At 57.2% G+C, this 26,106-nt stretch carries 25 protein-coding genes and 1 riboswitch; of the genes, 14 read left to right on the forward strand and 11 right to left on the reverse strand.

All coding sequences use genetic code 11. The features are described from left to right. The first annotated feature begins 44 nt into the window (after window positions 1–44). The 6 genes from J7382_RS03980 to J7382_RS04005 all read left to right on the forward strand — a co-directional run bounded on the left by J7382_RS03980 (window position 45) and on the right by J7382_RS04005 (window position 6,705). A complete protein-coding gene (locus J7382_RS03980) occupies window positions 45–599 on the forward strand; it encodes a TRAP transporter small permease subunit (RefSeq protein ID WP_209067317.1) in 555 nt (184 codons plus the stop codon). Beyond that, a complete protein-coding gene (locus J7382_RS03985; protein WP_209067320.1) occupies window positions 596–1,885 on the forward strand; it encodes a TRAP transporter large permease in 1,290 nt (429 codons plus the stop codon). Before J7382_RS03980 ends, J7382_RS03985 begins: the two co-directional genes overlap by 4 nt. 533 nt (window positions 1,886–2,418) lie before the next feature. Further along, complete coding sequence (locus J7382_RS03990; protein ID WP_209067323.1) at window positions 2,419–3,378, forward strand: dihydrodipicolinate synthase family protein; 960 nt, start codon at window positions 2,419–2,421, stop codon at window positions 3,376–3,378. Further along, a complete protein-coding gene (locus tag J7382_RS03995) occupies window positions 3,369–4,298 on the forward strand; it encodes a proline racemase family protein (protein WP_209067326.1) in 930 nt (309 codons plus the stop codon). The genes J7382_RS03990 and J7382_RS03995 overlap by 10 nt, the downstream gene beginning before the upstream one ends. A 104-nt stretch (window positions 4,299–4,402) precedes the next feature. After that, a complete protein-coding gene (locus tag J7382_RS04000; protein ID WP_209067329.1) occupies window positions 4,403–5,647 on the forward strand; it encodes an FAD-dependent oxidoreductase in 1,245 nt (414 codons plus the stop codon). 32 nt (window positions 5,648–5,679) lie between these two features. After that, window positions 5,680–6,705 (forward strand): proline racemase family protein, encoded by a 1,026-nt coding sequence (locus J7382_RS04005; protein WP_209067331.1) that lies wholly within the window; start codon window positions 5,680–5,682, stop codon window positions 6,703–6,705. 58 nt (window positions 6,706–6,763) lie between these two features. Here the strand turns inward: J7382_RS04005 and J7382_RS04010 are convergent, their stop codons facing one another. Then, on the reverse strand, window positions 6,764–7,780 hold the full coding sequence (locus J7382_RS04010) for an Ldh family oxidoreductase (protein WP_209067333.1): 1,017 nt from the start codon (window positions 7,778–7,780) through the stop codon (window positions 6,764–6,766). Window positions 7,781–7,943: 163 nt separating this feature from the next. On the opposite strand from J7382_RS04010, the gene J7382_RS04015 reads away from it, so the two are divergent. Beyond that, window positions 7,944–8,624, forward strand: a complete 681-nt coding sequence (locus J7382_RS04015) for a GntR family transcriptional regulator (protein WP_209067334.1) — start codon at window positions 7,944–7,946, stop codon at window positions 8,622–8,624. A 126-nt stretch (window positions 8,625–8,750) separates the two neighbouring features. Continuing rightward, window positions 8,751–10,265: an aldehyde dehydrogenase (NADP(+)) gene (locus tag J7382_RS04020; protein ID WP_209067335.1), complete on the forward strand. Its 1,515-nt coding sequence runs from the start codon at window positions 8,751–8,753 to the stop codon at window positions 10,263–10,265. A 105-nt stretch (window positions 10,266–10,370) separates the two neighbouring features. On the opposite strand, the gene J7382_RS04025 is transcribed toward J7382_RS04020, so the two are convergent. From J7382_RS04025 to J7382_RS04070, 10 genes are all read right to left on the reverse strand, one after another. After that, window positions 10,371–11,216, reverse strand: a complete 846-nt coding sequence (locus J7382_RS04025; protein WP_209067336.1) for an energy transducer TonB — start codon at window positions 11,214–11,216, stop codon at window positions 10,371–10,373. Then, window positions 11,213–11,596 carry a biopolymer transporter ExbD gene (locus J7382_RS04030; protein WP_209067337.1) on the reverse strand — a complete coding sequence of 128 codons (384 nt, stop codon included), beginning with the start codon at window positions 11,594–11,596 and terminating at the stop codon, window positions 11,213–11,215. The genes J7382_RS04025 and J7382_RS04030 overlap by 4 nt, the downstream gene beginning before the upstream one ends. 4 nt (window positions 11,597–11,600) lie before the next feature. Continuing rightward, window positions 11,601–11,972, reverse strand: coding sequence for a biopolymer transporter ExbD (locus tag J7382_RS04035; protein WP_058238248.1), 372 nt, complete (start codon window positions 11,970–11,972; stop codon window positions 11,601–11,603). Window positions 11,973–11,977: 5 nt separating this feature from the next. Beyond that, window positions 11,978–12,988, reverse strand: coding sequence for a MotA/TolQ/ExbB proton channel family protein (locus J7382_RS04040; protein WP_209067338.1), 1,011 nt, complete (start codon window positions 12,986–12,988; stop codon window positions 11,978–11,980). Beyond that, the gene (locus tag J7382_RS04045; RefSeq protein WP_209067339.1) at window positions 12,985–14,025 is read right to left on the reverse strand and encodes a siderophore-interacting protein; all 1,041 of its coding nucleotides are present in this window, start codon (window positions 14,023–14,025) and stop codon (window positions 12,985–12,987) included. The genes J7382_RS04040 and J7382_RS04045 overlap by 4 nt, the downstream gene beginning before the upstream one ends. An 11-nt stretch (window positions 14,026–14,036) precedes the next feature. Next, window positions 14,037–14,819, reverse strand: a complete 783-nt coding sequence (locus J7382_RS04050; protein WP_209067341.1) for an ABC transporter ATP-binding protein — start codon at window positions 14,817–14,819, stop codon at window positions 14,037–14,039. Then, window positions 14,819–15,835 (reverse strand): iron chelate uptake ABC transporter family permease subunit, encoded by a 1,017-nt coding sequence (locus J7382_RS04055; protein WP_209067343.1) that lies wholly within the window; start codon window positions 15,833–15,835, stop codon window positions 14,819–14,821. The genes J7382_RS04050 and J7382_RS04055 overlap by 1 nt, the downstream gene beginning before the upstream one ends. Further along, complete coding sequence (locus J7382_RS04060; protein ID WP_209067345.1) at window positions 15,832–16,860, reverse strand: iron ABC transporter permease; 1,029 nt, start codon at window positions 16,858–16,860, stop codon at window positions 15,832–15,834. Before J7382_RS04060 ends, J7382_RS04055 begins: the two co-directional genes overlap by 4 nt. Next, window positions 16,857–17,849, reverse strand: a complete 993-nt coding sequence (locus J7382_RS04065) for an ABC transporter substrate-binding protein (protein ID WP_348539999.1) — start codon at window positions 17,847–17,849, stop codon at window positions 16,857–16,859. The genes J7382_RS04060 and J7382_RS04065 overlap by 4 nt, the downstream gene beginning before the upstream one ends. 204 nt (window positions 17,850–18,053) lie before the next feature. Continuing rightward, entirely contained in the window at window positions 18,054–20,264 is a 2,211-nt protein-coding gene (locus tag J7382_RS04070) for a TonB-dependent siderophore receptor (protein ID WP_209067349.1), read from the reverse strand. A 245-nt stretch (window positions 20,265–20,509) separates the two neighbouring features. Next, a riboswitch (cobalamin riboswitch) is annotated at window positions 20,510–20,713 on the forward strand. Window positions 20,714–20,842: 129 nt separating this feature from the next. Between J7382_RS04070 and J7382_RS04075 the strand changes: the two genes are divergently transcribed. From J7382_RS04075 to J7382_RS04100, 6 genes are all read left to right on the forward strand, one after another. Continuing rightward, window positions 20,843–21,628 (forward strand): DUF4198 domain-containing protein, encoded by a 786-nt coding sequence (locus tag J7382_RS04075; protein WP_058238255.1) that lies wholly within the window; start codon window positions 20,843–20,845, stop codon window positions 21,626–21,628. A gap of 7 nt (window positions 21,629–21,635) precedes the next feature. Next, window positions 21,636–22,247, forward strand: coding sequence for a cobalt transporter CbiM (gene cbiM, locus J7382_RS04080; RefSeq protein WP_209067351.1), 612 nt, complete (start codon window positions 21,636–21,638; stop codon window positions 22,245–22,247). Further along, window positions 22,244–22,825 (forward strand): cobalt ABC transporter permease, encoded by a 582-nt coding sequence (locus tag J7382_RS04085; protein ID WP_209067353.1) that lies wholly within the window; start codon window positions 22,244–22,246, stop codon window positions 22,823–22,825. Before cbiM ends, J7382_RS04085 begins: the two co-directional genes overlap by 4 nt. Beyond that, window positions 22,825–23,607, forward strand: coding sequence for a cobalt ECF transporter T component CbiQ (cbiQ, locus tag J7382_RS04090; RefSeq protein WP_209067355.1), 783 nt, complete (start codon window positions 22,825–22,827; stop codon window positions 23,605–23,607). The genes J7382_RS04085 and cbiQ overlap by 1 nt, the downstream gene beginning before the upstream one ends. After that, the gene (locus tag J7382_RS04095) at window positions 23,604–24,254 is read left to right on the forward strand and encodes an ABC transporter ATP-binding protein (protein ID WP_209067358.1); all 651 of its coding nucleotides are present in this window, start codon (window positions 23,604–23,606) and stop codon (window positions 24,252–24,254) included. Before cbiQ ends, J7382_RS04095 begins: the two co-directional genes overlap by 4 nt. A gap of 355 nt (window positions 24,255–24,609) precedes the next feature. Further along, a complete protein-coding gene (locus J7382_RS04100) occupies window positions 24,610–26,064 on the forward strand; it encodes a globin-coupled sensor protein (RefSeq protein WP_209067360.1) in 1,455 nt (484 codons plus the stop codon). Window positions 26,065–26,106 lie beyond the last annotated feature (42 nt).

Here is a 26,106-nt window from a genome sequence, read left to right on the forward strand (position 1 = left end):
TGTATTCAGCGACAAGCTAACGTGACGCAAAAGAGGCGCGCAGAATGAACATCACAGAGGAACTGCCCAGAGTGATCGGGCTGCCCATGAAATGGGCTATGATACTCATGAAGATTATCGTGACCATTTCAGGTCTTTTGATGGCCGTGACTTTTGGGCTTGTTGTGATCATCCGCTATGGGTTTAGCGGGGATCTTTTTGCTTATGAGGAATGGCTTCTGGCTTTCAGCATTGTGGGCTTTTTTGCCGGAGCCGTGCTGGCGTCTGAGCGCAAGTTGCATATCAATGCCGACATTCTTGGGATCGTGATTACCAACCCCCGCCTGAGCTGGTGGAGGGGGTTTGTTGTCCTGACCATCGAATTGGCTGTGACCCTGTTTATTGTTTATGCCTGCTATGTCTCGCTGGCGGATGACTTTTCCTTTCCTCGGTTCCGCTCGACACCTGCTTTGCGCATTCCGTTTGTGTCTTGGCGGATCGCGATCATGATTGCCTTTGGCTTCATGTCGATGTTCTCCGCCGCCTATCTCTATGTCCATATCCGCAAGGGCCTTGGCTTGCCATTGAAGTCGGAAAGCTCTGAAGAGGCCACACAATGATCATCGTTGGAAGTCTGATTATCGTCTGCGTCATGCTGTTGCTTGGCGTGAGTGTTTATGTGGCCTTTGGGGCTGTGCTGGCCTTTATCGCTGTGGTTGGGGATCAGTCGATCTCTGGCTATCTGCCAACGGGATCGACGGGGATTCGTTCTCTGGTTCTGCTGGCGATTCCGCTGTTCATGATTGCGGGCGGGGTGATGGAGAAAGGGCGGATCGCGGCGCCTCTGGTGGCCCTTGCCGAATTGTTCATTGGCCATTTGAAGGGCGGACTTGCGGCGGCGGCTGTTCTGGCCTGTGGGGTGTTTGGATCGATCTCCGGCGCGGCAAATGCCACGCTGACCTGTATCGGCGGCATTATGATGCCGCATCTGAAGCGGGCGAATTATCCGGCGGGGCAATCGGCGGCGCTTTTGGTGTCAGCCAGTCCTCTGGGGCTTCTGATCCCGCCCAGTTCCTCTCACATTCTGTATGGCTGGGTGGCGCAGCAGCACGTTCTGAAATGCTTCCTGTCTACGGTGATCCCCGCGCTAATTTTGATCACGCTGCTGATCCTCACCAACCAGTTCATGCTGCGTAAATATGACAATATCGAACTGAAAGAGCGGCCAGATCCCTTTATGCCCGCGCTGAAAGCGCAGGGGCGTGTGGCTGGCCCGGCATTGATGATGCCGATCATCATTCTGGGCGGCATTTACGGTGGTGTCATGACGCCCACCGAAGCTGCCGGGATTGCCGTGGTCTATGCCATTCCTGTGGCGATTTACTTTTATCGGGGGCTGACATGGAAAACGCTGGCGCAGACCATTCAGCAGTCTGGCATCACCATTGGTGTGGTGATGGTCATGATTTTCATGGTTGTGATTGTCTCTGACAATCTGATCGCGCAGGGCGCGCCGCAGATTGCCAAGGATATGGTGTATTCGGTTTCTGACAATCCGATTGTGATCCTGTTGATGATCAACGTGGTGATGATCTTGATTGGCATGCTGATGGATGATATTTCCGGTCTGCTGCTCTCCACGCCGATCTTGCTGCCAATTGCACAGAGCGTGGGGATGGATCCGATCCATTTTGCCGCTGTGATTGGGGTGAACCTTGGTATGGCAAACATCACGCCGCCCACCGCGCCTTTGCTCTATCTGGGGTCGCAGGTGACGGACACGCCGGTGGCGAAGATGCTCTGGCCCACTCTGATTTTCATCGTTTTTGCCTGGCTGCCGACGCTGATGCTGACCACATTTGTGCCCTCTCTGGCGTTGTGGTTGCCGGAGTTGCTTTTGGGCTAAGGGTCGAGACCTGATCTAAAAATAACAAAAGCCGGCGTTTATGCGCCGGCTTTTATCGTTTTGGGAGCGGTGTTTGTGGGGCTGTCGTGGAGGTGTCTGTCATGAATGGGTCAGAATGGTGACCGCCGCGATCATGGCCATGCCTGCGGCGACAAAGCCTGCGTATTCCAGTGCGCTGAGCATTTTCTTGGCCATTGTGATTCTCCTTGCTTGATATCATCGGTGGGCCCGAGGGGACCCACTACGCCCAATTTTTGAGCGCGAGAAGATGATAGTCTGCATCTCCGCTATGCGTGTGCGTGTTGGCTCCTTGGCTCGGGTATGGCGATGGTGTGGGCCTGATAAACTTTCTGCGGTCTGCTCAAAAATCTTATTGGATTTTGGATCCAATTATTGTACTTGAAAGGAGAAGTAGGGTGCCCTCTGCTCTAAGTGTAAAGTTTTGCGCGGTTTTTTAGAGGTCACCCTCGGAGGGCTCTCCTCCTTATCCGATCATGTTCAGGGCCATGTGCCCCCTTTAGACAGGAGTTCCCATGTCGAACACCATTTTCGCGGGCACGATGCCAGCCCTGATGACCCCTTGTAGGGAAGACCGTACGCCAGACTATGATGCGCTGGTGAAGAAGGGGCATGAAATGATCGCCGCGGGCATGTCTGCAGTGGTGTATTGTGGCTCGATGGGCGACTGGCCTCTGCTGTCTGACGAAGAGCGCATGACCGGCGTGGCGCGTCTGGTGGAGGCAGGTATTCCGGTCGTGGTCGGCACGGGCGCGATCAACTCCAAATCGGCAGCGGCTCATGCGGCGCATGCGCAGAAAGTGGGTGCGGCGGGTCTCATGGTGATCCCGCGCGTGTTGTCTCGCGGCACGTCCATTGCGGCGCAGAAGAACCACTTCAAAGCCATTCTGGAAGCGGCACCAGATGTGCCTGCGATCATCTACAACAGCCCGGTTTACGGTTTTGCCACCCGCGCGGAATTGTTCTTTGCGCTGCGTGCGGAGCATAAGAACCTTGTTGGCTTCAAAGAATTTGGCGGCAAAGACGATCTGCGCTATGCGGCGGAGCACATCACAAGCCAGGACGATCAGGTGACCCTGATGGTGGGTGTGGATACGGAAGTGTACCATGGTTTCGTAAACTGTGGCGCGACCGGCTCTATCACGGGCATCGGTACGGCCCTGCCAAAAGAAGCGCTTCTGTTGGCGGCGCTGTCGCAGAAAGCCGCGCAGGGCCATGCGGAAGCGCGGAAGCGTGCACAGGAGCTGGAAGAAGCCTTTGGTGTGCTTTCAAGCTTTGACGAAGGCACCGATCTGGTGCTCTACTACAAGTATCTTCTCGTTCTGAATGGTGAGGAAGAATACCGTCTGCACTTCAACGAAACCGATGTTTTGTCTGATGCGCAGCGCAACTATTGCGAACAACAGTACAGCCTGTTCCGCAACTGGTTTGCGGACTGGAGCAAGCAGGGCGGAGTGATCGCTGAATGCATGTGATTGACAGTCACACAGGTGGGATGCCCACACGGGTGATCCTTGATGGCGGTCCGGACCTTGGGTCTGGGCCGTTGGCCGATCAGGCGCGTGCTTTGGCGACGGATCATGAAGGCTTTTACAAATCCATTCTTCTGGAGCCGCGTGGCCAACCGGGGATGGTGGGGGCGCTGCTTGTTGCGCCACAGGATCCGACCTGTGAAGTGGGTGTGATCTATTTTGATGCCGATGCGGTGCTTGGCATGTGTGGTCATGGCACCATTGGCTTGGGTGTGACGCTGGCCCATATGGGGCGGATCGGCGTGGGCACCCATCGGATTGAAACGCCGGTTGGCGTGATCTCCATTGATGTGCTGGATGCCAATACGGTGCGTGTCACCAATGTGGAAAGCCGCCGTATCAGGGCCGATGTCACTGTGGATGTGGCAGGCTATGGCTCTGTGACGGGCGACCTTGCCTATGGTGGCAACTGGTTCTTCATCGTGGATCCCAGCCCGATGGCGGTGGACAGTGCCAATATCCGTGCGTTGACGGATATGACCATCGCGGTGCGTGAGGCCTGTGTGGCGCAGGGGGTGTGTGGCGAAAATGGGGAGCTTGTGGATCATGTGATCTTTCAGGGCACATCGCCCAATGCCGATGTCCACAGCCGCAACTTTGTGCTCTGTCCGGATGATGAATATGATCGGTCGCCCTGCGGCACCGGCAGTTCGGCGCGGCTGGCCTGTCTGGCGGCGGCGGGGCGACTGGCCCCGGGCGAAGAGATCGTTCAGGAAAGCGTCATTGGCAGCCCCTATCGCTTGTCTTACCAACCCGGCCCGCGTGGGGGCGTGATCCCGACCATCACTGGGCAGGCGTATGTCATGGCCGAAGGTCAGTTGATCTTTGGGGCAGAAGACCCTTTCAAGCTGGGTATTTACTAAAGCGTTTCGCCTTATTGTTGCGATGCAGCGATAAGGCGCAATGCGCCTGATTTTATGTAAGCGACCCTCTTTTGGCACGAGGGAGCGACCTTCAGGGGGATGAGATGTCGGACGTTTTGGACATTGTGGTCATTGGTGCGGGGATTGTGGGCGTCAGTACGGCGCTGGAATTGCAGAGCCGTGGGCGCTCTGTCACCGTGATTGACCGCGTGGGGGTGGCTGAAGAAACCTCCAGGGGTAATGCGGGCGCGTTTGCCTATACCGACATCGTGCCGCTGGCCACGCCGGGCATTATGCGCAAGGCGCCCAAATGGCTGTTTGATCCTTTGGGGCCGCTGTCGATCCCGCCAAGCTATGCGCTGAAGATTGCGCCCTGGATGCTGCGGTTCTGGAGGGCGAGCTGGAAAGACCGTTATATGGCGTCACTGTCGGCGCAGTCCGCCATGATGGATTTTAGCCGCGCGGCGCTGGAGCGGCAGATTGCGGCGGTAGATGGTGAGCCGATGATGCAGCGTGATGGTCAGATCATGCTCTATGAATCTGAGGCTGAGTTTCGGGCGAGCCTGCCGTCATGGCAACTGCGCAAAGACCATGGCATTCCCTATGATCTGCTCAAGAGTCCTGAGGAGATTGCGGAGATTCAACCGGGCCTGAGCCGTCAGTTTACCCATGCAGGCTATACGCCGACGTGGATGAATACCGTGGATCCGGCGGCGTGGACACGCCATCTGGCGGCCGAGTTTGAGGCGGGGGGCGGCAAAATTCAACGAGCTGACATCACGCAGGTCACGCCGCTGGATGGTCGGCTGCGCCTGAGCACTGCGGCGGGGGAGATCATGGCGGGAACGCTTGTGATCTGTGCCGGGGCCTGGTCTCACAAACTGGCAGCGCAGCTTGGCGATAAGATCCCGCTGGAAACGGAGCGTGGCTACAATACGACTCTTCCGGAAGGGGCCTTTGATCTGCGCACCCATGTGACCTTTGGCGGGCATGGGTTTGTGATGACGCGGATCAATGGCGGCGTGCGTGTTGGCGGCGCGGTGGAGCTTGGCGGTCTGGAACTGGCCCCGAATTATAAGCGGGCGGATACGCTTTTGGCGAAGGCGAAACAATTTGCGCCTGCGCTTGAGACCTCTGGCGGCACGCAGTGGATGGGCTTCCGTCCGTCCTTGCCAGACAGCTTGCCGGTGATTGATCGTGCGCCACAGGCACCGCAGGTGGTCTATGCCTTTGGGCATGGGCATCTGGGGCTGACCCAGTCGGCGGGGACGGCAGAGCTTGTGGCTGATCTGTTGAGTGACAGCCCCGCGAAAATTGACATGTCCGCTTTTGCCGCGACGCGGTTTTAAGCGCAAACCACCAAGGAACTAGAGGACGCAGCATGCGCAGCAGCAAGACAATCCACGTGATTTCCGCTCATGCAGAGGGAGAGGTTGGCGATGTGATCGTAGGGGGCGTGATGCCGCCTCCGGGGGAGACGCTGTGGGAGCAGCGCCGGCTCATTGCCGAAGATCAGACTTTGCGCAACTTTGTACTGAATGAGCCGCGCGGCGGGGTGTTCCGGCATGTGAACCTGCTTGTGCCACCAAAGCATCCTGAGGCGGATGCCGCATGGATCATTATGGAGCCGGAGGATACGCCACCCATGTCCGGGTCTAACTCGATCTGTGTGTCCACAGTGCTTTTGGACGGCGGGCTGATCCCGATGCAGGAGCCTGTCACCCATATGACTCTGGAAGCGCCGGGCGGTCTGGTGCGGGTGCGTGCCGAATGCAAGGATGGCAAGGCAGAGCGCATTTTTGTGCAGAACCTTCCCAGTTTTGCAGGGCAGCTTGATATGTCTCTGGATGTGGAAGGGCTGGGTAAAATCACGGTGGACACGGCCTATGGCGGTGACAGCTTTGTGGTGGTCGATGCCAAGGTGCTGGGGTTTGATATTGTGGAAAGCGAAGCCAAGGACATTGCGCAGCTTGGGGTGAAGATCACCAATGCCGCCAATGAACAGCTTGGGTTCCATCATCCTGAAAACCCGGATTGGAAGCATATTTCCTTCTGTGCGTTCTGCGGCCCTCTGAGTGAGACAGAAACTGGGCTGACCGGTAAGTCGGCGGTGGCCATTCAGCCGGGCAAGGTGGACCGGTCGCCAACGGGCACGGCGGTGTCGGCGCGGATGGCCTTGATGGCTGCGCGTGGGCAGATGCAGCAGGGGCAAACCTTTGAGGCTGTGTCCATCATCGGATCGCGGTTCACCGGGCGCATTTTGGACACAACAACCGTGGGCGATCAGCCAGCGATCATTCCGGAGATTTCCGGGCGTGGTTGGGTCACGGGTATTCACCAGCATATGCTGGATCCTTCCGATCCCTGGCCCGGTGGATACCGTCTGCGCGACACATGGGGTGCGTAAGTAAAAGAGCAGATAAAGAAAACGCCCGGCTTTTTGGCCGGGCGTTTTTGTTTTGGGATCAGGATTTTAGCTTCAAGAGGTCTTCATACAGCGCCTCTGGCACCTCGACATAGCCACGCTCCAGATTGCGGGCGCGAGCGGCAAAGCGGCGTTGCGAGGGCAGGCGCGCGCCCTGATCGACGATGTCCGCAAACAGGCGTTCGGCGCGCGCGTCATTGTCGGCCATGCGGCCGTCGCTGAAATGCTCTGGGTCAAAGGCGAGCAGGATTTCCCCGTGATAGGGGGCGCCGCCAGCGCCATTGGCGAAGGCCATGCTTTCCATGCTGGTCAGATCATCAATCAACGGGCCGGCAAGCAATTCGACCATGATCGACAAGGCAGAGCCTTTGTAGCTGCCAAAGGTGAGCATGGCGCCATCCATGGCGGCCTGCGCATCGGTGGTCGGCTTGCCGTCTTTGTCGATGGCCACACCTTCGGGCAGTGGTTTCCCTGCGCGGCGATAGAGTTCTATCTCACCCCGTGCGAAGCCGCTTGTGGCGAAATCAAATGTAAACGGATCTTTGCCCATGCGGGGCCAGGAAAAGGCGATTGGATTGGTGCCAAGGCTGCCGCGCTTGCCGCCCGCAGGGGCCACCCATGCGTGGCTTGGCACCATGGCCAGACCGGCGAGGCCCGCATTCGAGAGGTGTTCTACTTCGGGCCAGAGCGCGGAGAAGTGGAAGCAGTTGTTGATCGCCATGGCGGCCATGCCATGTTTGCGGGTTTTCTCGATCAGCGCGGGCAGGGCCTTTTCGAAAGCGAGAAGAGACATGCCGCCCTTGGCATCTACGCGCACGATGGCATTGTCTGTTTCTGTGAGGGTGGGCAGGACATGGCCGTCAATCTGTCCGGCCTGCATGGTCTGGGCGCACATAAACAGACGGAAAAGGCCGTGGGACTGGCAATCATCAAGTTGGCAGCGGTAGAGCATGTCTGTGATGGCTTCGGCGTGCTCAGGGCCGTAGCCCACAGATGTCAGGACGTCCTGACAGAGCGTTTTTATGTCGTCCAATTTGAGTTGTTTCATCGCGCTCATCAGGAATCCCCGGTCATGTTTTGCAAAGGGTTGGTCACTTAGGATATTGGATACAAAAGCCAGTCTGTTACGGCAATCCAGATTTCAGGTTTTTTTGCCAATGTTATCAGTGTATCACTTTAGCCGAGCATATTGCATCCAAAATACAAAAGCGAAAACTTGCATGCCAGCCAAACGCGCCGTCGTAAAACAAAGCTTGCCCGAACTGATCACCAATGATTTGCGCGAACGCATTCTCAGTGGGGATCTCAAAGAGGGCGAAGCCATTCGTCAGGAACTTTTGGCGGATGAGTACGATGTGTCTCGCATGCCGGTGCGCGAGGCGCTCAAGCGGCTGAGTGCGGAAGGGCTTGTGCATTGGGAGAACAATCGCGGCGGCTATGTGATGAAGCATTCCCTGCGCGAGATTGGCGAGATCTTTGATCTCAGGGTGCTGCTGGAAGTGGATTTGTTCCGGCATGCCATCCCGGAGATGGGGGAGGCGGAGTTTCAGCGCTGTGAAGAGATTATTGCGGCGATGGATGAATCCTATCAAGAGGATGACGTGTCACGCTGGGGTAAGCTCAACTATGATTATCATTGTGCGCTTTACAGTGCGGCAGGACGGCGGCTTTCGGAAGAGATGCTGGCGCGGTTGAATGTGCATTCGGATCGCTATGTGCGTATCCATCTCAGCGTGATGGAGCAACGCGAACCGGCACAGGTGGAGCATCGCAATTTGTTGAATCTCGCGCGGGCCGGTGATGTGGAGGGGGCCTGTGATCTTCTGGTGCATCATATCACGCGTACCAAGTCAGAATTGCTTGAGATGATTGCGGCGCAACGCAAGGCCGAAGAGGCTTAGGCTCGGGGCATTAATGTTTTAGCGCCGGCGCCAAAGGAGCGGATGGGACATCTGACATGCTTGTCAGGCCCCCCTGAATTGGATACAATATCCACAACTGAGATCCTTACCAATGGAACCAAGTCTATGTCTTTCAAACCTCACGGAAAACACCTGATCGCCGGCAATTGGGTGGCCGGTGCACAAAGCTTCGCATCCAGCCCGGCGCATGGCCCCAGCCATGAGTATGCAGCGGGCAGCGTGGAGGATGTTGATGCGGCTGTGCAGGCGGCGGAAAAAGCCTTCTGGAGCTATGGCTATTCTTCTCGTGAAGCCCGCGCGGATTTCCTCAATGCGATCGCAGATGAAATTGAAGCCCGTGCGGATGCCATTACGGAGATTGGCACGCAGGAAACTGGCCTGCCAGAAGCGCGGTTGCAGGGTGAACGGGGCCGCACCACTGGGCAGCTGCGCTTGTTTGCCAGCCACATCCTGGAGGGAGACTATCTGGATCGCCGTCACGACGAAGCTCTGCCGGAGCGCGCACCTCTGCCGCGGCCTGATCTGAAAATGGTGCAGCGCCCGATTGGCCCTGTGGCTGTTTTTGGCGCGTCCAACTTCCCGCTGGCCTTCTCCACCGCCGGTGGTGATACGGCTGCCGCGCTGGCGGCGGGTTGTCCTGTTGTTGTCAAAGGTCACTCTGCGCATCCCGGCACGGGGGAAATCATCGCAGAAGCGATCCATGCAGCGATTGCGCGCTGTAATGTTGATCCCGGCGTCTTCAGCCTGATCCAAGGTGGCAATCGCGCGGTTGGCTCCGCGCTGGTGCAACATCCTTTGATCAAAGCTGTGGGCTTCACCGGCTCGCTGGCGGGTGGCCGTGCGTTGTTTGACCTTTGCGCACAGCGCCCAGAACCAATTCCGTTCTTCGGTGAATTGGGGTCGGTCAACCCGATGTTCATCCTCGATCACGCCCTGAGCAATCGCGGTGCCGAGATTGGTGCGGGCTGGGCCGGTTCGCTGTCCATGGGGGCGGGGCAGTTCTGCACCAATCCGGGCATTGCTATTGTGAAAGCGGGTGCCGAGGCTGACGCATTTGTTGCAGCTGCGCAGGAGGCGCTTGGCCAAGTGGGCGCGCAGACCATGCTGACGGATGGCATTGCCGCAGCTTATCGCGATGGGCAGCGCCGCATTGCGGGCACCAGCGGTGTGCAGGAAGTGCTGACCTCCGTCTGTGATCTGCGGGATGCGACGCCATATCTCTATAAGACCACGGCTCAGAACTGGTTGGCCAATGAGGCACTGGCCGAGGAGGTCTTTGGCCCGCTTGGCGTGGTCGTTGAGGTCGCGGACATGGACGAGGCGCGCGCGGTAGCGATGAGCCTGCAGGGGCAGTTGACCTGCACGTTGCATATGGATGACGCGGATATGGCCGATGCGCAAAGCTTGATGCCGATCCTGGAGCGCAAAGCCGGGCGTTTGCTGGCCAATGGGTTCCCGACTGGCGTTGAAGTGGCAGACACTATGGTACACGGCGGCCCATACCCGGCCTCCACCAACTTCGGCGCCACCTCTGTGGGCACGCTTTCGATCCGCCGCTTCCTGCGGCCTGTGTGCTATCAGAATCTGCCTGACGCGCTTGTGCCGGAAATGGGTGCCTGATTTTAGCGCTTTTGTCTGACGGCTGTGGCGGTCTCGGAGATCTCACTTGGTGAGGTTTCAGGGGCCGCCACAGTTTTTATAGGCGCAGCGGAGGATGTCTGCGCGTTAAGGTGTGAAATTCAGCGGCTGGTTGAAGCCAAAGCTTTCTCCTGAGAGTTTCTTAGGAGCTTTGGGCATTTTGCGGGCGTTCTTCACAGCTGCGATGGCGGCCCGGTCAATGTTGGGGTTGCCGGAAGACCGTATGATTTTCGCACTCAGAATTCTGCCATCGCGGTGAATTTTCAGCTTCAGCGTCACCCGCCACGTGCCAGTTTCGCCGCGCGGAAACTTTTGATGGCGCGCAATTCTGCTGCGGATTTTTGCGCCCCAGATCGCTTTTAGCTTCGCCTGTTTGCCCTTTGAGGCGGTGGCGACTGCGGCGCTTGCGTTGTCGCCTGCCTGCGTGCTCCCACCACTGCCTGCGGCTTGTTTTTCCTGCCGACCTGCGGAAGATTTTTGCGCGACTTTGGCTTGGGTGACCTCTTTTTCGGGCTTTGGCGGTACCACCGGTGGCGGCGGAGTTTCAGGCTCCGGCTTTTTTTCTTCGGGTGGTGGTGGAGGCGGCGTGGTGATGTCAGCGGCCAGCTCAAAGCTCTCTGGTGGAGGCTCTTGCAGTGATGAAATACGCACGGCGGCTCTTGGCGCCACTGTGTCCAGTTGTGGTGTCTCCGGAAGATCTGGCACCGTGTCCGGTGGTGGCAAATCTGTTTCTACAGCGGCCTGAGTTTCTGGCGGACGTTCCCAGGTTTGCACCATTTCCGTGATGGTTGGGGTGGCGCCTTGCATGGCGGCCATGGCGTCTCCCCCTTGTCCCCCGGCCTCAGCACCTGTTCTTGGAGCGGAGGCAAAGAGCACAACATGCGCGAGAACGGCGATGCCGCCAGCGATACCTATTTCAATGGCGCGCCTCATTGTGGCACCACGATCAGTTCGACGTTGGACAAGCCTGCAACCGCGAGGTCAGAGAGAACTTTCGCCGCCAGCGACGAGGGCACACGTTGGTCGGCGCGAAGGCGGATGACAGCGGAGGTGCCACTGATGGCCTTGACGTTTGCAATGGCGGCCTCTGCCTCGGCACCTTCAAAGGAAAGCGTTCCGTCCTTGTCCAGAAACATCACCGGTTCTGCTTCTGGTTTTTTCTCTGACGCGGCGGTTGGTGGCGTGACCTTAAATGGCGCTGGCTCCACCAAGCGGGACGTCATCAAGAAGAAGATCAAAAGCAGAAACACCACATTGATCATCGGAACGATGCTTTCGCCCTTGGGGCGTTTGTGGGGTTTGTCGATCTGCATGGCGTCACTCCACCAAAACGACCGAGGTGAAACCGGCCGATTGCAATTGTTGTGTCACATCGACAATGCGTTGCAGAGGGGTTTCCGGCCCGCCGCGCAGGATGAGCGTGTCCGTTGGGCTCTCTGTCAGAGGGGCAACGGCGGCTGCGATGTCGATGACCACAATGCCATTGAGTTTGAGGCTGTCGGGTTCCACTTGAATCAGGCGGGGAGGACCGGAGTATTCACCGCCTCCGGCTGCCAAAGGGAGCGTCAACATAGCGTCAGAGCCAAAGCGAGAAGCCAGCATGAAAAACACCAGAAGCAGAAACACCACATCAATCATGGGGGTCAGGCTGGGTTTGCGCCGAGGGCGCGTGGGAGGAGCGAGCAACATCGCGCTTACTCAGCGACGAGATGCAGGGCCGGCTTTGGCTCCTGAGCCAGGAAAAGCCGTGTAACGCCATCTTCGACGTCGCGGTGAACACGATCGATCACGCTTTCAAACCACGTCAGGGCCGCCGATGCGGGGATCGCTACAGCCATGCCGGCAGCAGTGGTCAAGAGCGCTTCCCAAATACCGCCTGCCAACTGGGACGGATCCGCATTAGACCCGGCAGATTGCAGAGCCTGGAAGGCGGCAATCATCCCCAAGACTGTTCCCAACAAACCCAAAAGAGGGGCAATCGTTGCAATCAGTTCCAAGGCGGACAGGCCAATGCGCGCTTCGGCGAGCTGGTTTTTGGCCACCCGCGCGGCATCTTCGCGCGCGCGCTCCTCATCCCATTTCTGCATGGCTCTGAGCGCTGCCGTAATCACCTTGGAGCGGATGCCACGGCGCTTTTCTACGGTCTGCATGGCGGTCTGCAGATCGCCGTTCTCAAAGGCGCGCACGGCCTTGCCTGCCTTGCCGCGTGACCATGCTCCCATCAAGGCCAATTGCCAGATCTTCCAGAGGATCAATGCGAGCGTGATGACGGACAATGCGGCAATGGCCCAAATGCTTGGGCCGCCGTCGCGCAGGAAAGCGTGGGCATCAGAGGCCGCAGTCTGCGCCATGGCAGTAAGCTGTTCTTGGGTGGTGACCGGCGCGATTTCTGCGTCGGTGATCTCATCAAAAGCGGTGGCCGGGTCTGACACAGCCTCTGCGCTGGGAGAAACGACGCCTGCGTCTGTTGCTTCTGCTGTGTCTGGTTGCTCAGGTTGGAGGGCCGGTGAGGTGGACGTCGGCGTGTTGACATCTTCGGCCTCAGGTGCCGCAGGCGTGGCCAGAGTTGGTGTTTCCAGTTCGACTTGGGGTGCAACCAAGGCGGGTGCTTCTGGCGCTGTCAGAGGGGCGGTTTCTGCGGTGGTTTGGGCAAATGCCATGACCGGCAAACAAAGGGCGCAGGTCATCAGGGTGAGCGATTTCATGTGCGGCTCCAATATGTCGCGATGTAGTGATTTTTAATGTCGATGTTCTGGCTTTTGCAGAATGCGCGCATCCTCTGCGTATCTTCTTTTTCAGAAGCAAACCAGAGCATATGCTCTGGAAAAGAGATGCGATCTGCGATGGCGACATCAGGGAGTGTCTGGTCAGAGTACGGGCTGTGCCAAATCACCTTTAGGTTGGGGTGATCCGGAAGTGGATAGTCTTGAGTGCCTGCCTGCAGCACCACGCGGCCCCCTACGGTATGTGGCAGTGCTTCCAGCAGTCGTGCAGTGGCGGGAAAGGCCGTTTCATCGGCGTAGATTGTGATCGCCTTGGTGTCGGGTATGCCACCGCCTCCGGGGCCTGTGATGCCAATTTGCGTGCCGATTGTGACGTTCTGCGCCCACTCCGTGGTGCGACCGCCCTCGTGAACAAAGACGTCAAACACCAGTTCATTGCGATGGGTGTCGACGCTGCGAATGGTGTACACAGGGCGATGTAGGGCTTTGTCACCTTTGGGCCAGATCGTAACACCCTTGTCGTTGAGACGCGGCCATTGTGGGGCCTGATCCCCCTTTGGGGGCAGAATGATACGGAAATGAATGGCGTTTTGTGCGTAGCTGCTCAGATCTTGGGCTGACAGGGTCACGCGTAGAAAGCTTTTGCCGATTGGGGTAACTGCGGTCACTGTGGCCAGCTGGAAGTTTGGCGGGTGGCCTTTGTGCTGCGCGGCATCGGACCATGTCAGGCTTTCGGCCAATTGAGGGGCAAAGTGCTCGATGCTCTCAACAAGGCTTTCCTTCAGGATGAAAAGCTTGTCTGTCTGATCCGCCATGACACAGGCGTGCACGCCATTTTCCAGTGCATCAAATGTCAGATGACCGTATTCAGACTCCATCGTGACACGGGTATCGCTATTTTCTGGCAACTCCAGACCGTGCTCTTGGGCTTCATGCACCAGCAATGCGCGGATGGCCGGAAAAGCCAGACCAATCAGGCGCGTCTCCGCGCGAAATGGGAATTTTGTTTGCTCGTTCATAAAGAGCGCCTTTACTTCGGAATGACGTGCGGGTGCCCGTGCACCGGGTCTTTGATCACGGTGGAAGGCAGATTGAAGATCTTGGACATCATGTCTTCGGTCACAACGTCCTCAGGAGAGCCCTGGATGTGAACGGTGCCATTTTTGAGAGCGACGATGTGGTCGGCAAAGCGCGCGGCCAGGTTGATGTCATGCAGCACCATGGCCACAGTGCGACCGGTGTCCTGATTGAGCTTTTGCACCAGCGTCAAAAGTTCGATCTGATGAGGAAGATCCAGATAGGTTGTTGGCTCATCCAGCAGCAGAATATCTGTGTCCTGTGCCAAAGCCATGGCGATCCATGCGCGCTGGCGCTGTCCTCCAGAGAGGGTTTCAAGTGCCCGATGGGCATTGGCGGTCATGCCGGTCAGCTCAAGCGCGCGCGCAACGGCCGCCTGATCGATTGTGGACCATTGCTGAAGTACAGATTGGTGTGGGGTGCGGCCCCTGCGGACCAGATCATGCACGGATAGTCCTTCGGGGGCGGCAGGGGATTGCGGGAGCACAGCAAGCTCTCGCGCAACCTGTTTGGAGCGTTGCGACGAAATGGATTTGCCATCGAGCACGATCTGTCCGCTGTCGAGTTTTTGCAGACGTGACAGGGCGCGCAGCAGGGTGGATTTGCCGCAGGCGTTGGGGCCGACGATGACTGTCATCTTCCCATCCGGCAGGGACAGGGACAGCGCGTTCAGCACGGCCTGCTTTTGAAAAGCAACGGAGACAGTGTTGGCTTGCAAGCGATTGGAGGAGCGCATCAGAAGTTTCCTTTGCGGAATTGAACCACCAAAAGCCACAGGAGGACCGGTGCGCCAATCAAGGCGGTAAAGACACCGGCAGGCAATTGGATGAGAGGAACAGAGCGGGCAGCCAGATCGGCAATCAGGGTGACGGCTGCGCCAACCAAGGCGGCTGCGAAAATCGCGGGTCGCCCTCCCCGGATGATGCGCCGCGCAATCGGGCCGGCGACAAAGGCCACAAAGGGCAGGGGGCCAGCAACGCTAACGCTTAGGGCAACCAGAGCGACTGACGTGCCAGCAACGGCAAGCCGGGTTGGGGTGAGCGCAATGCCGAGACCTGTTACGGTGTCGTCATTCATGGCCAGCCGCGCGAGGGGGAATTGCAGCCACGCCAGAAGCGGTGTCAGCAACGCGATGCCGCCCCAGATCAGAGCCACGTCGTCATAAGAACGCGTATTCAGAGAGCCTGTGAGCCAACGCGCCATATCGGCAGCAATGCGTTCGTCGGTCCAGCTGAGCAGCAGATCAGCCCCCGCGCCCAAGGTGAGGTTTATGCCGATGCCTACGAGGATCAAACGTGTGGTGTTCAGCCCATTTTGCCAGGCCAGCAGGGTCACAAGGATGGCGGCACCCAAGCCGCCAAGCAATGCCCCCATGACCACCATGCCACCTGTTATCAGCACGCAAAGAAGTGCGCCAAAATTGGCGCCTGCGGTGAAGCCAATGACATCGGGGGAAGCGAGCGGGTTGCGCAGCATGCTCTGCATCATGGCCCCTGCCATGCCGAAAGCCGCCCCTGCGCCAATGGCGACTAGAATACGGGGCAGGCGATGTTCGCGCACGATCATGTTTTCCAGATCATCAAGGTGCCCGATCAGGCCCCGGAAGAGGTCGCTCACACTCAGCGGATATGCTCCTGCTTTCAAAGAGAGGAACGCAACTGCCAAAGTTATTGTGAGCAGGAGCAGGCAGGCGACAACCGCGCGCCGGGTGGTTTGAAAAGACAGGGCCTTGGTTTGCAGGGTTACATTCACAGGCGGCGCCCTCCACCCTTACGCACCATCACAATCAGCGCGGGACCGCCGATCAAAGCCGCCATGACGCCCGCCTGCATGTTGCCGCCCAGAATGGGAAGGCGTCCGATGAGATCCGCGCTCAGCAAGAGGCCAGCGCCCATCAGAGCGCTGAATGCCACCATCCAGCGCATGTTCTGCTGTGCCAGTGGGCGCGCGATGTGGGGGACCATCAGGCCTATGAAGGCGATGGGTCCGGCGAGGGCCACGGTGGAAGCCGCCAGCAAGACAATGGCAAGGCCGCTGATGAGTTTGGCGGCTCCAACATTGACGCCGAGGCTGCGGGCGGTGTCTTCGCCAAGCATAAGCGCGTTCAGTAGAAATGCCGCGACAAGGGCCACCAGAAACCCTCCTGCGAAGAAGGGCGTCAAGGCGGTGATGTCCGCAACGCTGATGCCATCCAAACCGCCCAGAACCCAGAAGCGATAGACGTCCAAACTCTGGCGGCTCATGAGCAGGACGCCCCGTGTGATTGCAATGAAGAAAGCGCTGATTGCGGCGCCTGCCAAAAGCAGACGCACAGGGCTGGCCTGTGCGCCGCCGCCAAGGCTGAACACCAATACCGCGCCGATGGCGCTTCCGAGCATGGCCACCCAGATGAACTGGCTCGGGTCAGACCAGCGTAGGGCAAAGACCACAATGACCACGCCAAGACCTGCGCCCGCATTGATGCCAAGGAGCCCCGGATCGGCAAGCGGGTTGCGGGTCATGCCTTGGATAAGCGCCCCGGCCACGCCAAGCGCAGCCCCTGTCAAAATCGCGGCCAGAAGACGCGGCAGGCGAATGTCCCGAATGACGATCTGTTCCGGGACCGACGGGTCATAAGCGCCAAAGGCCGCGCCGATATCTGCCCACGTCAGGTCACGCATGCCAAATCGCAGGGCGAGCACAGCGAGGCAGGTGACGCCAAGCAGCGTGATGAGCAAATGAAGCAGTCGCATGTCCTTGGGCATGGGGAGAACGTTGGTTTCGGCCTGTAGGCTCATGGCGTGATCTCCGGCAGGATGCCCGCTGCGCGTGAGGTGGCGACTTCGGTGTGTGGATCGCCGTCCATGGCGGCTTCGAGCAGAGGCACCAAAGCGTCCAGCGTGTACTCAATACTGAGCGGGCTGGAGTGCGACATGGCAGCGGTTGTGTCGAGGCCCAGGTAGATTTCCCGACCTTCTTTATAGGCGCGCATGGTGTGGCGCAGCGGCAGTGTATTCAGCCGCTCGACATTGTTGCCCGCGTCAATCCAGATCAAAGCGTCGGCATCAATTGGGGCTGTGACCTCTTCGGGAATAATCTTGTAGAGGCTGTCAAAGATACCAATATCCTTAAGGCCTTCAGGTTCCTGAAAGCCGAGTTCAGCCATGAAGCGACCGCGGATGTCGCCTTGCGTGTAGGCACCGGTGCTGCCTGACCAGACCACGACGGCGCTGGCGCCCTGCCATTCTGGATGGGCCTCGCGGATGGCTTCGAAGCGTCCCTCAATTCTGGAGATATGCGCTTCGGCCAGTTCCTGTCGCCCGGTGGCAAGGCCGAGGGTGCGCAGCATGTCCGCCCAGGGTGCGCCATAGTCTCCCCAGTCTTCTTGGGGGGCGATGGTGGGGGCAATCTGACTGAGCAGGGCATAGTCGCTTGCACTCATGCCGCTCCACTGGCCAACAATCAGGTCAGGTTTGAGTGTGGCGATCTGTTCAATATTGATCTCACCCCACATCACAACGGGGGTGCCGTCCCCAAGAGCCTCTTGTGCCCATGGCCAGACGCCGTAGGGGTGCGGGCCGTACCACTTGCGTAGCGCTTGAGGGATGATGCCAAGAGACAGTAAAAAGTCATGGCCGATGAAGCTCAGAGAGACGATATTCTTCGGTTCTTCAGGGATGTGGGCTGTGCCGTAGCGATGGGTTATTTCAACCGGAAATGGTTCGGCTGATAGGCCAAACGGGCAGAGCAATCCCGCCGAAATGATCAATGAACGTAGCGCGCGCACCAGTGCTGTCCCTGTCTCATTGCCCCATGTGTGGCCCCTATGTGGGAGGAGCAATCTTGGAAACCTTTGGGCTGGCTGCGATGTTGAAAGGGTCTCAACACGACAGTGGCTAGGTGGGTTCGATTAACTTTTCAGATGGTTTCTGTCAAGTTTTCACATATTCAACTCAGCCGGGAAAGTCCCGGCTGAGCTTGTTTTTGAAGATCAGAAGGCTTTGGTGACCGATAGCTGCACATTGCGTCCTTCGCCGAAGTAGCATGTGAAGGTGGCGCAGCCGGTAATGACACGTTTGTCGGTCAAGTTGCTGACATTCAAAGCCACACGCCAGTCGTTCTTTTGGTAGCTGATGGCTGCGTCGAGCAATGTATAGGACTCGGTTTCGAATTCCGTTGGAAGGCCTGGCACTGCAAAGCCAGCAGAGCCTTTGGTTTTGCCTGTGAAGCGCGCTCCCAATCCGAAGTTCCATCCATCGAGGGATTTGGGTGCATAGTTGATCCATGCCGAAGCCATTTGTTCAGGCACCAGATCAATGTAGTCCTGTGTTTCTGTCTCCGTATCGAGGAGTGTATAGGAAGCTTGCACGGACACTTCACCGAAGTTGTGGAAAGCTTCCAGCTCGATGCCTTTGGAAGAGGCTTCGCCCGTCTGAATGCGTTGGGATGGATCGTTGGGATCAGTTTGCAGTAGATTAGACTTTGTGATGTCGAATGCGGCAGCCGACAGCAGCGTATTGGTGCCTTTAGGCTGATACTTTACACCGATCTCATACTGTCGCCCTTTGGTGGGTTCAAAGGCTGTGCCGTCTGCTTGTGCTCCAAGCGTCTCTTGCTGAAAGCTCGTGGCCCAACTTGCATAGGGAGCAAGACCATTGTCCAAAACATACATGATCGCTGCGTTGCCAGTCCAATCGCTGTCTTTGGCCGCAGGGTCGACGCTATTGTTGTTGGGGTCAGTGCTTTGGCTACGCTCAATCTGGCTGAAGCGCAAACCAAAATCGAGAAAAAGCCTATCCTCAATGGCTGCGCGGTTTTGGTTGTAGACGCCCCATTCCGTTACCTTGACCGCAGGCGTGTCGATGATGGTTGGATTGATGATCGTGCCATAGTTGGGATCAAAAGGGTTGATCGGAGCGCCATGGTTGGCTGGATCTGTGTTGGCAGAAGAGTCTTTGTCAAACTTGGCCCGGTTGTAGTTGAAGCCCACAACGCTGCGCATTTCGACGCCGCCTAAACGGTATTCTGCGGTGGCGTAGGCATCAGCAGCTGCGGTTTTGAGCGTATTCCGGGATTTGTAGAACGTTCTGTTGATCGTGCCGTCCGCATTGTAGCGGCCAAGATAAAGATATTGCGCAACTGCAGGTATGTTGCCCGCTGCGATCAGGTCTGTCGCACCGTACCAGTAGGCGTGATCATAATCACCTTTAGAATCGCTGTAGCGTGCATTCGCATTCAGAGACCAAACCTCATTAAAGCGATGTTGGAAGTTGGCGGAGATGCTGCCAGATCTCGCATCATAACGATCAAACCCGGGCTCACCGACATATAGATCTGAGTCAAACTGGCGACCAGCGTGGGGGGAGGGGACAGCACCGAAACCCGGAATGACAAATTGGTCTGGTACCGGCTGCAAGGTGCCAATGTAGGATGCGAACTGAGACGCAGGAGTTGCGTTGTTTTTTTGATACTCAGCAAGGATAGTGACCTCGGTATCTGCGCCAAGCTTCCAGGTGAGCGAGGGCGCAATCGCGATGGCATCGTCTTGAGAGTAGGCTAGAACATCGTCTGAATCGCGGAGCAAGCCGACAAAGCGGTATTTGAGCGTTCCGTCTTCATTCCCTTCACCACTGAAGTCTACTGCAACCTGCTTGCGCTTATTGGTTCCAATCTGTGCTTGAACAATATTGGGTGCGTCTTGTGCGGAGGTTTTGGAGGTTGTGTTGATCACGCCACCCACGGAGCTATCGCCATAAAGGCCAGATGCCGGGCCGCGCAGTACTTCAACACTGTTCAGGAGGAAGGTTTCGGGACGTGGGCTGTTGTAGAAGCCATAGCGAGTTGGGAGACCATCCCGCAGGAAGCTTGGATTGAAGCCACGGACGTAGGACCAGTCTGCGCGGTTATCCATGCCAAAGGCACCGGCGCGTACGCCGGGCGTGTAGGCGAGCACTTCTTCGAGATCGCGTGCGCCGCGTTCTTGGATCTGATCTGCGGTGATAACGCTGACCGAGCGGGGTGTTTCCGCAATCGCATCGCCGGTTTTCGCGACTGTACCGGTCTGCAGAGAGATGGTTTCGCCAAAGAAGCCTTCGGTATTGGCTCCGCTTACATTGATATCTTCGAGATCGATGTCCTGTGCAAAGGCCGGGAGGGCCGCAACCAGCGCGCACAGGGACACAGTCGTACGCCGCAAGAGCATGACACGTTTCCCATTCCTGTTGGTGTGTGATGCCTGGCGATGCGCTGGGTTGTTAAGGCGCGATAGGAATATAGGGGGGGAACGTCAATTTGCTCACATGTGAACGAATGTGAAATGTTGCTTTGTAGGCACATCTTTGTGACGTGTCGTTGGGGCAGTTGGGGGCGGCGCGATATCTGCACAGGTTTCGTGTTCAGGGAGCGTGATGTCGCAATCGAGTATTGACCGTGTAATTCGACTTCTGGCATCTACCCCTCATGTCCGGTTCTGGGAGGAATCTCAGAAGCAATAGGGAATGCAGTGCGGTGTCTTGACGCCAATTCTGCAACTGCCCCCGCAACTGTAGGCGGCGAGCACGGCTGATACATGCCACTGGGAGTGCCCGGGAAGGCCAGCCTGAGTGTTTTGACCCGCAAGTCAGGAGACCTGCCAGACATGCGCCCTCGGAAGGGGCGTTCATCATTGGCGACGGGGTGCGCGCCAGATCCATGTCTGTCCTTGGGGCACATTGGGGCGCGCGTCTTGGCGGTATTTTAGGAATGCGCCGGGGAAGGCGCGACGTGATAAGGACCTGATTTATGAAAAAACTGCTTTTAGCGGCCACTGCTGCTTTGTCGATCCCGGCAATGGCGCAGGCGCATTTTCTGCTTGAGTACACAGAAAATACTATGATCGAGCGTCCGGGGGATGTTCCTGTGAAGCTGATCTTCTGGCATCCGCATGAAGCCGGTCACGTGATGACGCTTGAAAAGCCCGAAGAGTTTTTTGTCATCCACAATGGCGAAAAAACCGATCTGATGGACACGCTGGAAGAGACCACTTTTGATGGCCCAGACAACAGTGCCAAAGCCTTTCTCGGCTCCGTGCCTGTGAAACGCTCCGGTGACTATGTGGTCGTGACTGTGCCTGCGCCTTACTATGAAGAGTCTGAAGACATCTTCATTCAGCAGATCACCAAAACCTATCTGAACCGCAATGCGCTGCCGACCGACTGGGATCAGCCTCAGGGGCTGGCCACGGAAATCCTGCCGCTGAACAAGCCTTACAACATTGTGGCAGGCTCCACCTTCACCGGTCGTGTGCTGAGCGAAGGGAAGCCCGTTGCAGGCGCGGAAATCGAAATCGAGTATATGGCCGCAGAACCTGATCTGGCGGGCACCGGTGCCAAGGCGGCAACCGTTGGAGCGCTGCCGGGTGGGGCCATCGTGGCAATTTCCGATGACAACGGCTATTTCTCCTTTGGCGTGCCAAAAGCAGGCTACTGGGGCTTTGCGGCGCTGGGCTCTGGTCCTGCGACCGAGCACGAAGGCAAGGAACTCAGCCAGGATGCTGTGATCTGGATCCGCGCCTGGGATCTGGAGTAAGGCTAAAATGCACATTGTTGACGGAGCCTTGTCAAACCTTGTCGTGATTGGTGGCGCTGTCGCCGCGGTCGGGGGGATCGCTATGGGCCTGAGATCGCTGGATCTTGACCGCATTCCCACAGCGGGTGTGCTGTCTGCCAGTTTCTTTGTGGCCTCTTTGATCCATGTGCCAATTGGCCCGTCCTCTGTGCATTTGATACTCAACGGTCTGGCCGGGCTTTTGCTTGGCTGGGCCGCCTTTCCGGCCTTGTTTGTCGGTCTTCTGTTGCAGGCTGTGTTCTTTGGCTTTGGTGGCCTGACCGTGCTTGGGGTCAACACCGTGAATATTGCCTTGCCTGCTGTCTTGGCCTGGATGATTTTTGGGCGCCTGATTGGACGGGGTTCGCCGGTTCATGGTGCCATCTGGGGCGGGATTGGTGGCGCTTTTGCCATCGCCGCGACCACGGGATTTGTGGCGATTTCGCTCGCCTTGTCCGGTGATGAATTCCTGCCTGCTGCCAAACTTGTCTTTTTTGCCCATATCCCGGTGATGGCGATCGAAGCGGTGTTGACGGGATTTGCCGTTCTGCTCGCACGGAAGGTCAAGCCGGAGCTTTTTGTGAAAGGGCCTTCCGCATGAAGCCGTGGATCGTGATTGCCTGTCTCATCTGTGCACCTTTGCCAGCCTTGGCGCATAAAGTGATTGCCGGCGTGTTTCCCGCCGGCGATGCCATTGAGGGAGAGCTTGGGTTTTCTAATGGCGATATGGCTGTGGATCAGGAAGTGATTGTCTATGGTCCTGATGGGGCCGAGCTCGGCCGTACTGTGACGGATGCCGATGGTTTTTTCCTTTATGTCCCCACACAGCCTGTCGCGCATAGGTTCACGGCGGATCTGGGGGCAGGGCATGTGGCCAATGTCACCATGGCTGCGCAGGAGGTTGCCAAAATTATGGGCGTTGCAGCGGAGGTTGTCGCAACCTCCGAGGTTCAGGCCGCTGTAGCAGGACCTGAGGCGGTTATCGTCGCTGGGCTATCGGATGAAGAGCGCGCCGCAATTGCCAAGGCCGTGCGTGATGAGCTGCGCCCTTTGCGACGTGAGATTGCGGCCTACCGGGAACAGAATGATCTTCAGACCATCCTTGGGGGTATTGGGTATATCCTTGGTCTGTTTGGGATTGGATTTTACATCGCGGCCCGCAAGAAGTTGGCTGGCTGATGGCACATGTGCTGGAACCCCAAGCCAAGACGCTGGCTGAGGCAGAGCAAGATGCGCCTTATGGCCTGATTGCGGATATTGATCCGCGTATGCGTATTGTTATGGCCTGTGTGTTTGCTGTTGTGACGGTTGCGCTGGGCTCCGTGCCGGGCTTGCTCGCCGCGTTGAGCATCGCGATTGGGTTGCTTCTTCTGTCGCGTTTGCCGATCCGGCGCACGTTGAAGCGTATGGCCATGATGGATGGTTTCATCATTTTTATGCTGGTTTTAATGCCGTTTTCCATGCCCGGAGACGTGATGTTCACGGTGTTTGGCTTCCCTGCAAGTTGGCAGGGGCTTTGGAAAGCTGTCGAGATCGCATTGACGGCCAACGCCGTTATTCTGACCCTGATGGTTCTGGTGGGCACGATGGAGCCCGTAACACTTGGCCATGCGTTACATCGGCTGCGGTGTCCGGAAGTTCTGGTGCATTTGATGATGTTCACCATCCGCTACATTGAGGTGCTACGGGAAGAGTATTTACGGCTGCGCAGCGCGATGAAAATTCGCGGATTTCGGCCCGGTACAAACTGGCACACATATCGCAGTTTTGGCTATCTCGTCGGTATGATGATGGTGCGGGCGATTGAGCGATCCGAGCGCATTCTGGGGGCCATGAAGTGTAGAGGTTTCTCCGGGAGGCTGATGTTGCTACAAGAGTTCTCTATGAGCAGGCGCGACCATGTGTTTGCCGCTCTCTTGGGAGCTGCCTGCATCGGACTACTGATTGTGGATTTTGCATGACGATCTTGCAGCTCGACGACATCCATTTTGCCTATCCAGGGCAGGCACCGATTTTGGCCGGGGCTTCAATGCAGCTTGAGGCAGGGCAGCGGCTGTCTATTACGGGACCGAATGGTGCTGGTAAATCGACATTGTTTCGCATCGCTCTTGGCTTGCAGAGCCCGATTGCAGGGCAGGTCACGATTTTTGGCAAACCCCGACATGTAGAGGCGGATTTTTTGGAGGTCCGTCGTCGTGTTGGTCTGGTGTTTCAGGATCCTGATGATCAGCTTTTCTGTCCCACGGTTGCGGAAGACATTGCCTTTGGTCCGCTGAATTTAGGGCGTAGCAAGGAAGACGCCTTGCAGATTGTTGATCGTGTTCTCATGGATCTGGATTTGATGCACCTGAGAGACCGGATCACGCATAAGCTGTCTGGCGGGGAGAAGCGTTTGGTGACCTTGGCAACCGTTTTGGCCATGGAGCCTGAGGCGTTGCTGTTGGATGAGCCGACCAATGCGCTGGATACAAAAAATGAAGCGCGTTTGCTGGAGATTTTGCGAGCGCTTCCGCAGGCGATTTTGCTGGTGAGCCACTCTCCTGCTTTCCGGCAGGCTTTGGCTCCGGACTCACTGATTCTAGAAGATGGGCAGCTGATCTCGGCGTGAGCTGAACGGTGGTGGGCAGAGGGAGTTTTTACGGAAAACACCTCTTTGCGGGCGATCACATACACCTGAAAGCCAGGTTTTGGGGGAGGTGTGGCGGCTCACTTCATGATTGCGTTGCGACGTTCGTAGATTTTGCGTGGCTCTCAGATTGCTTTTTCGTGCGGATCTGCAACTATATGAATTATAATAACATATAGGCGTTTTCTGTATCTATCGTTGTCTCTTCATGATGGGGATGAACAACCTAGGGTTTTTGCCTTGCGACACGTCAAGTGTCGTTTTTCGTACCTGTAAACGCAAATTTAAGGGCTGAAAACACAGGCTCAGGCGCGAACAGTAACAAGGGCCGCCCGATATGAGCAATGTCATCGACAACCTCCCCGAACGATTTTCTCTGACCAATGAAAGTCTGGAGGACCTCCAAGAAGCTGGGGTTTTTTTGACCCCAATGTTGGATGAGGCGCTGGATGATTTCTACGCATTTGCTTTGCAGGATGAAACGATGGCGGCGTTTTTCACGCAAGATGGTGTTCTGGAGCATGCGCGCGGGCGGCAGAAGGCCCATTGGGCGATGATGATCAATGGGGACTTTTCCGAGGCATATCTCGCTTCAGCCGAGGCAATCGGTAAAGTGCATTTTCGTATTCAGCTTCCGTTTGAGTTGTATTTGTCTGGTTACGCCCGTGCGACGACCTTCATGCAAGATGCATTGGTTCGAGCATGGTCAAAGAGATATGGACAACGTGTGCGACTGAAATTGGCGCGGCTTGTGCCTGCGCTGTCGCGGGCCTTCGCAATGGACACGACTTTGGTGATTGCAGCGTATTTCCGGGCCCAGAATGAAGAACAGCGTCGCGCCTTCGGGCATTTGCAGCGTGGCATGGAACGTGTGTCTGCCAAAGACCTCTCTCAGGATATTCCGTCACCAGATCAAAGTGATTACCCCGCCCGCTACGACGACATTCGTGAAGCTTTCAATTTACTGTCTGGCGCGATGCGAGAGATGGTGCAGACTATTGCAGAAACCTCCCGTGGTCTCGATCAGACAGCAGACCATGTAAAGGTGGCCAGCAATGATTTGGCCCGGCGTACTGAGGCGCAGGCGGCGACGCTGGAACAGACAGCTTCCGCAGTGGAAGAGATCAATACCCATGCCAAAGCTTCTAGCAAAGCCACAGAGCAGACCAACATTGCGGTTACTGCTGCAAGAGATGCGGCGGAGCTTGGGGTCAGTGTTGCGCGTGAGAGTATTGATCAGATCGGAAATATTGCCACTGCGTCCAAACAGATCGCGGAAGTCACGGGGGTAATTGATGATATTGCCTTTCAGACCAATCTCTTGGCCTTGAATGCCGGCGTGGAAGCTGCGCGCGCAGGTGACGCGGGACGTGGTTTTGCGGTCGTGGCCTCTGAAGTGCGCGGGCTGGCACAGAAGGCTTCTGATGCGGCCAAAGAAATTGATGCCTTGATACAGCGCTCCTCCTCCATGGTGGAGCAGGGTGTTGTTTTATCACAGCGGGCGGGGCAGGCATTGGAAACAATCCTCAAGGAGGTTGAAAATGCGGCTCAACTGACGGGAGAGGTGTCTACAGCATCTCAAGAGCAATCCGTAGCCCTTTCCGAGATTGCGGAAAGCGTTTCACATCTGGATGTTGTTACGCAAAAGAACGCTGCGATGGTCGATCAAACGGCAACAGCCATGACGGGAATGCGTGAAGATAGCGCCGCCATGTCTCAGATTGTAAGTGAATTTCAGCTTCAGAAACTGGACGGCACGTCAGAGTGGCATCCCAGTGCCAGTGTGGCATAGTCCGGTGCCGGTGTGTGTTGGAGGATCGTGTCTTTTCGGCAC

Origin of the sequence: Shimia sp. R11_0, from assembly GCF_017744035.1 — a bacterium.
Taxonomy (GTDB): domain Bacteria; phylum Pseudomonadota; class Alphaproteobacteria; order Rhodobacterales; family Rhodobacteraceae; genus Shimia; species Shimia marina.

What these genes read in the sequence shown, in the direction of transcription:
- J7382_RS04050 (WP_209067341.1), bottom strand. Translation starts at nt 14,819, where the DNA reads ATGCGCTCCTCCAATCGCTTGCAAGCCAACACTGTCTCCGTTGCTTTT.
- J7382_RS04020 (WP_209067335.1), top strand. Translation starts at nt 8,751, where the DNA reads ATGTCTTTCAAACCTCACGGAAAACACCTGATCGCCGGCAATTGGGTG.
- J7382_RS04060 (WP_209067345.1), bottom strand. Translation starts at nt 16,860, where the DNA reads ATGAGCCTACAGGCCGAAACCAACGTTCTCCCCATGCCCAAGGACATG.
- J7382_RS04040 (WP_209067338.1), bottom strand. Translation starts at nt 12,988, where the DNA reads ATGAAATCGCTCACCCTGATGACCTGCGCCCTTTGTTTGCCGGTCATG.
- J7382_RS04100 (WP_209067360.1), top strand. Translation starts at nt 24,610, where the DNA reads ATGAGCAATGTCATCGACAACCTCCCCGAACGATTTTCTCTGACCAAT.
- J7382_RS03980 (WP_209067317.1), top strand. Translation starts at nt 45, where the DNA reads ATGAACATCACAGAGGAACTGCCCAGAGTGATCGGGCTGCCCATGAAA.
- J7382_RS03990 (WP_209067323.1), top strand. Translation starts at nt 2,419, where the DNA reads ATGTCGAACACCATTTTCGCGGGCACGATGCCAGCCCTGATGACCCCT.
- J7382_RS04035 (WP_058238248.1), bottom strand. Translation starts at nt 11,972, where the DNA reads ATGTTGCTCGCTCCTCCCACGCGCCCTCGGCGCAAACCCAGCCTGACC.
- J7382_RS04015 (WP_209067334.1), top strand. Translation starts at nt 7,944, where the DNA reads ATGCCAGCCAAACGCGCCGTCGTAAAACAAAGCTTGCCCGAACTGATC.
- J7382_RS04045 (WP_209067339.1), bottom strand. Translation starts at nt 14,025, where the DNA reads ATGAACGAGCAAACAAAATTCCCATTTCGCGCGGAGACGCGCCTGATT.
- J7382_RS04085 (WP_209067353.1), top strand. Translation starts at nt 22,244, where the DNA reads ATGAAGCCGTGGATCGTGATTGCCTGTCTCATCTGTGCACCTTTGCCA.
- J7382_RS04010 (WP_209067333.1), bottom strand. Translation starts at nt 7,780, where the DNA reads ATGAGCGCGATGAAACAACTCAAATTGGACGACATAAAAACGCTCTGT.
- J7382_RS04030 (WP_209067337.1), bottom strand. Translation starts at nt 11,596, where the DNA reads ATGCAGATCGACAAACCCCACAAACGCCCCAAGGGCGAAAGCATCGTT.
- J7382_RS03985 (WP_209067320.1), top strand. Translation starts at nt 596, where the DNA reads ATGATCATCGTTGGAAGTCTGATTATCGTCTGCGTCATGCTGTTGCTT.
- J7382_RS04095 (WP_209067358.1), top strand. Translation starts at nt 23,604, where the DNA reads ATGACGATCTTGCAGCTCGACGACATCCATTTTGCCTATCCAGGGCAG.
- J7382_RS03995 (WP_209067326.1), top strand. Translation starts at nt 3,369, where the DNA reads ATGCATGTGATTGACAGTCACACAGGTGGGATGCCCACACGGGTGATC.
- cbiQ (WP_209067355.1), top strand. Translation starts at nt 22,825, where the DNA reads ATGGCACATGTGCTGGAACCCCAAGCCAAGACGCTGGCTGAGGCAGAG.
- J7382_RS04070 (WP_209067349.1), bottom strand. Translation starts at nt 20,264, where the DNA reads ATGCTCTTGCGGCGTACGACTGTGTCCCTGTGCGCGCTGGTTGCGGCC.
- J7382_RS04000 (WP_209067329.1), top strand. Translation starts at nt 4,403, where the DNA reads ATGTCGGACGTTTTGGACATTGTGGTCATTGGTGCGGGGATTGTGGGC.
- J7382_RS04005 (WP_209067331.1), top strand. Translation starts at nt 5,680, where the DNA reads ATGCGCAGCAGCAAGACAATCCACGTGATTTCCGCTCATGCAGAGGGA.
- J7382_RS04025 (WP_209067336.1), bottom strand. Translation starts at nt 11,216, where the DNA reads ATGAGGCGCGCCATTGAAATAGGTATCGCTGGCGGCATCGCCGTTCTC.
- J7382_RS04075 (WP_058238255.1), top strand. Translation starts at nt 20,843, where the DNA reads ATGAAAAAACTGCTTTTAGCGGCCACTGCTGCTTTGTCGATCCCGGCA.
- cbiM (WP_209067351.1), top strand. Translation starts at nt 21,636, where the DNA reads ATGCACATTGTTGACGGAGCCTTGTCAAACCTTGTCGTGATTGGTGGC.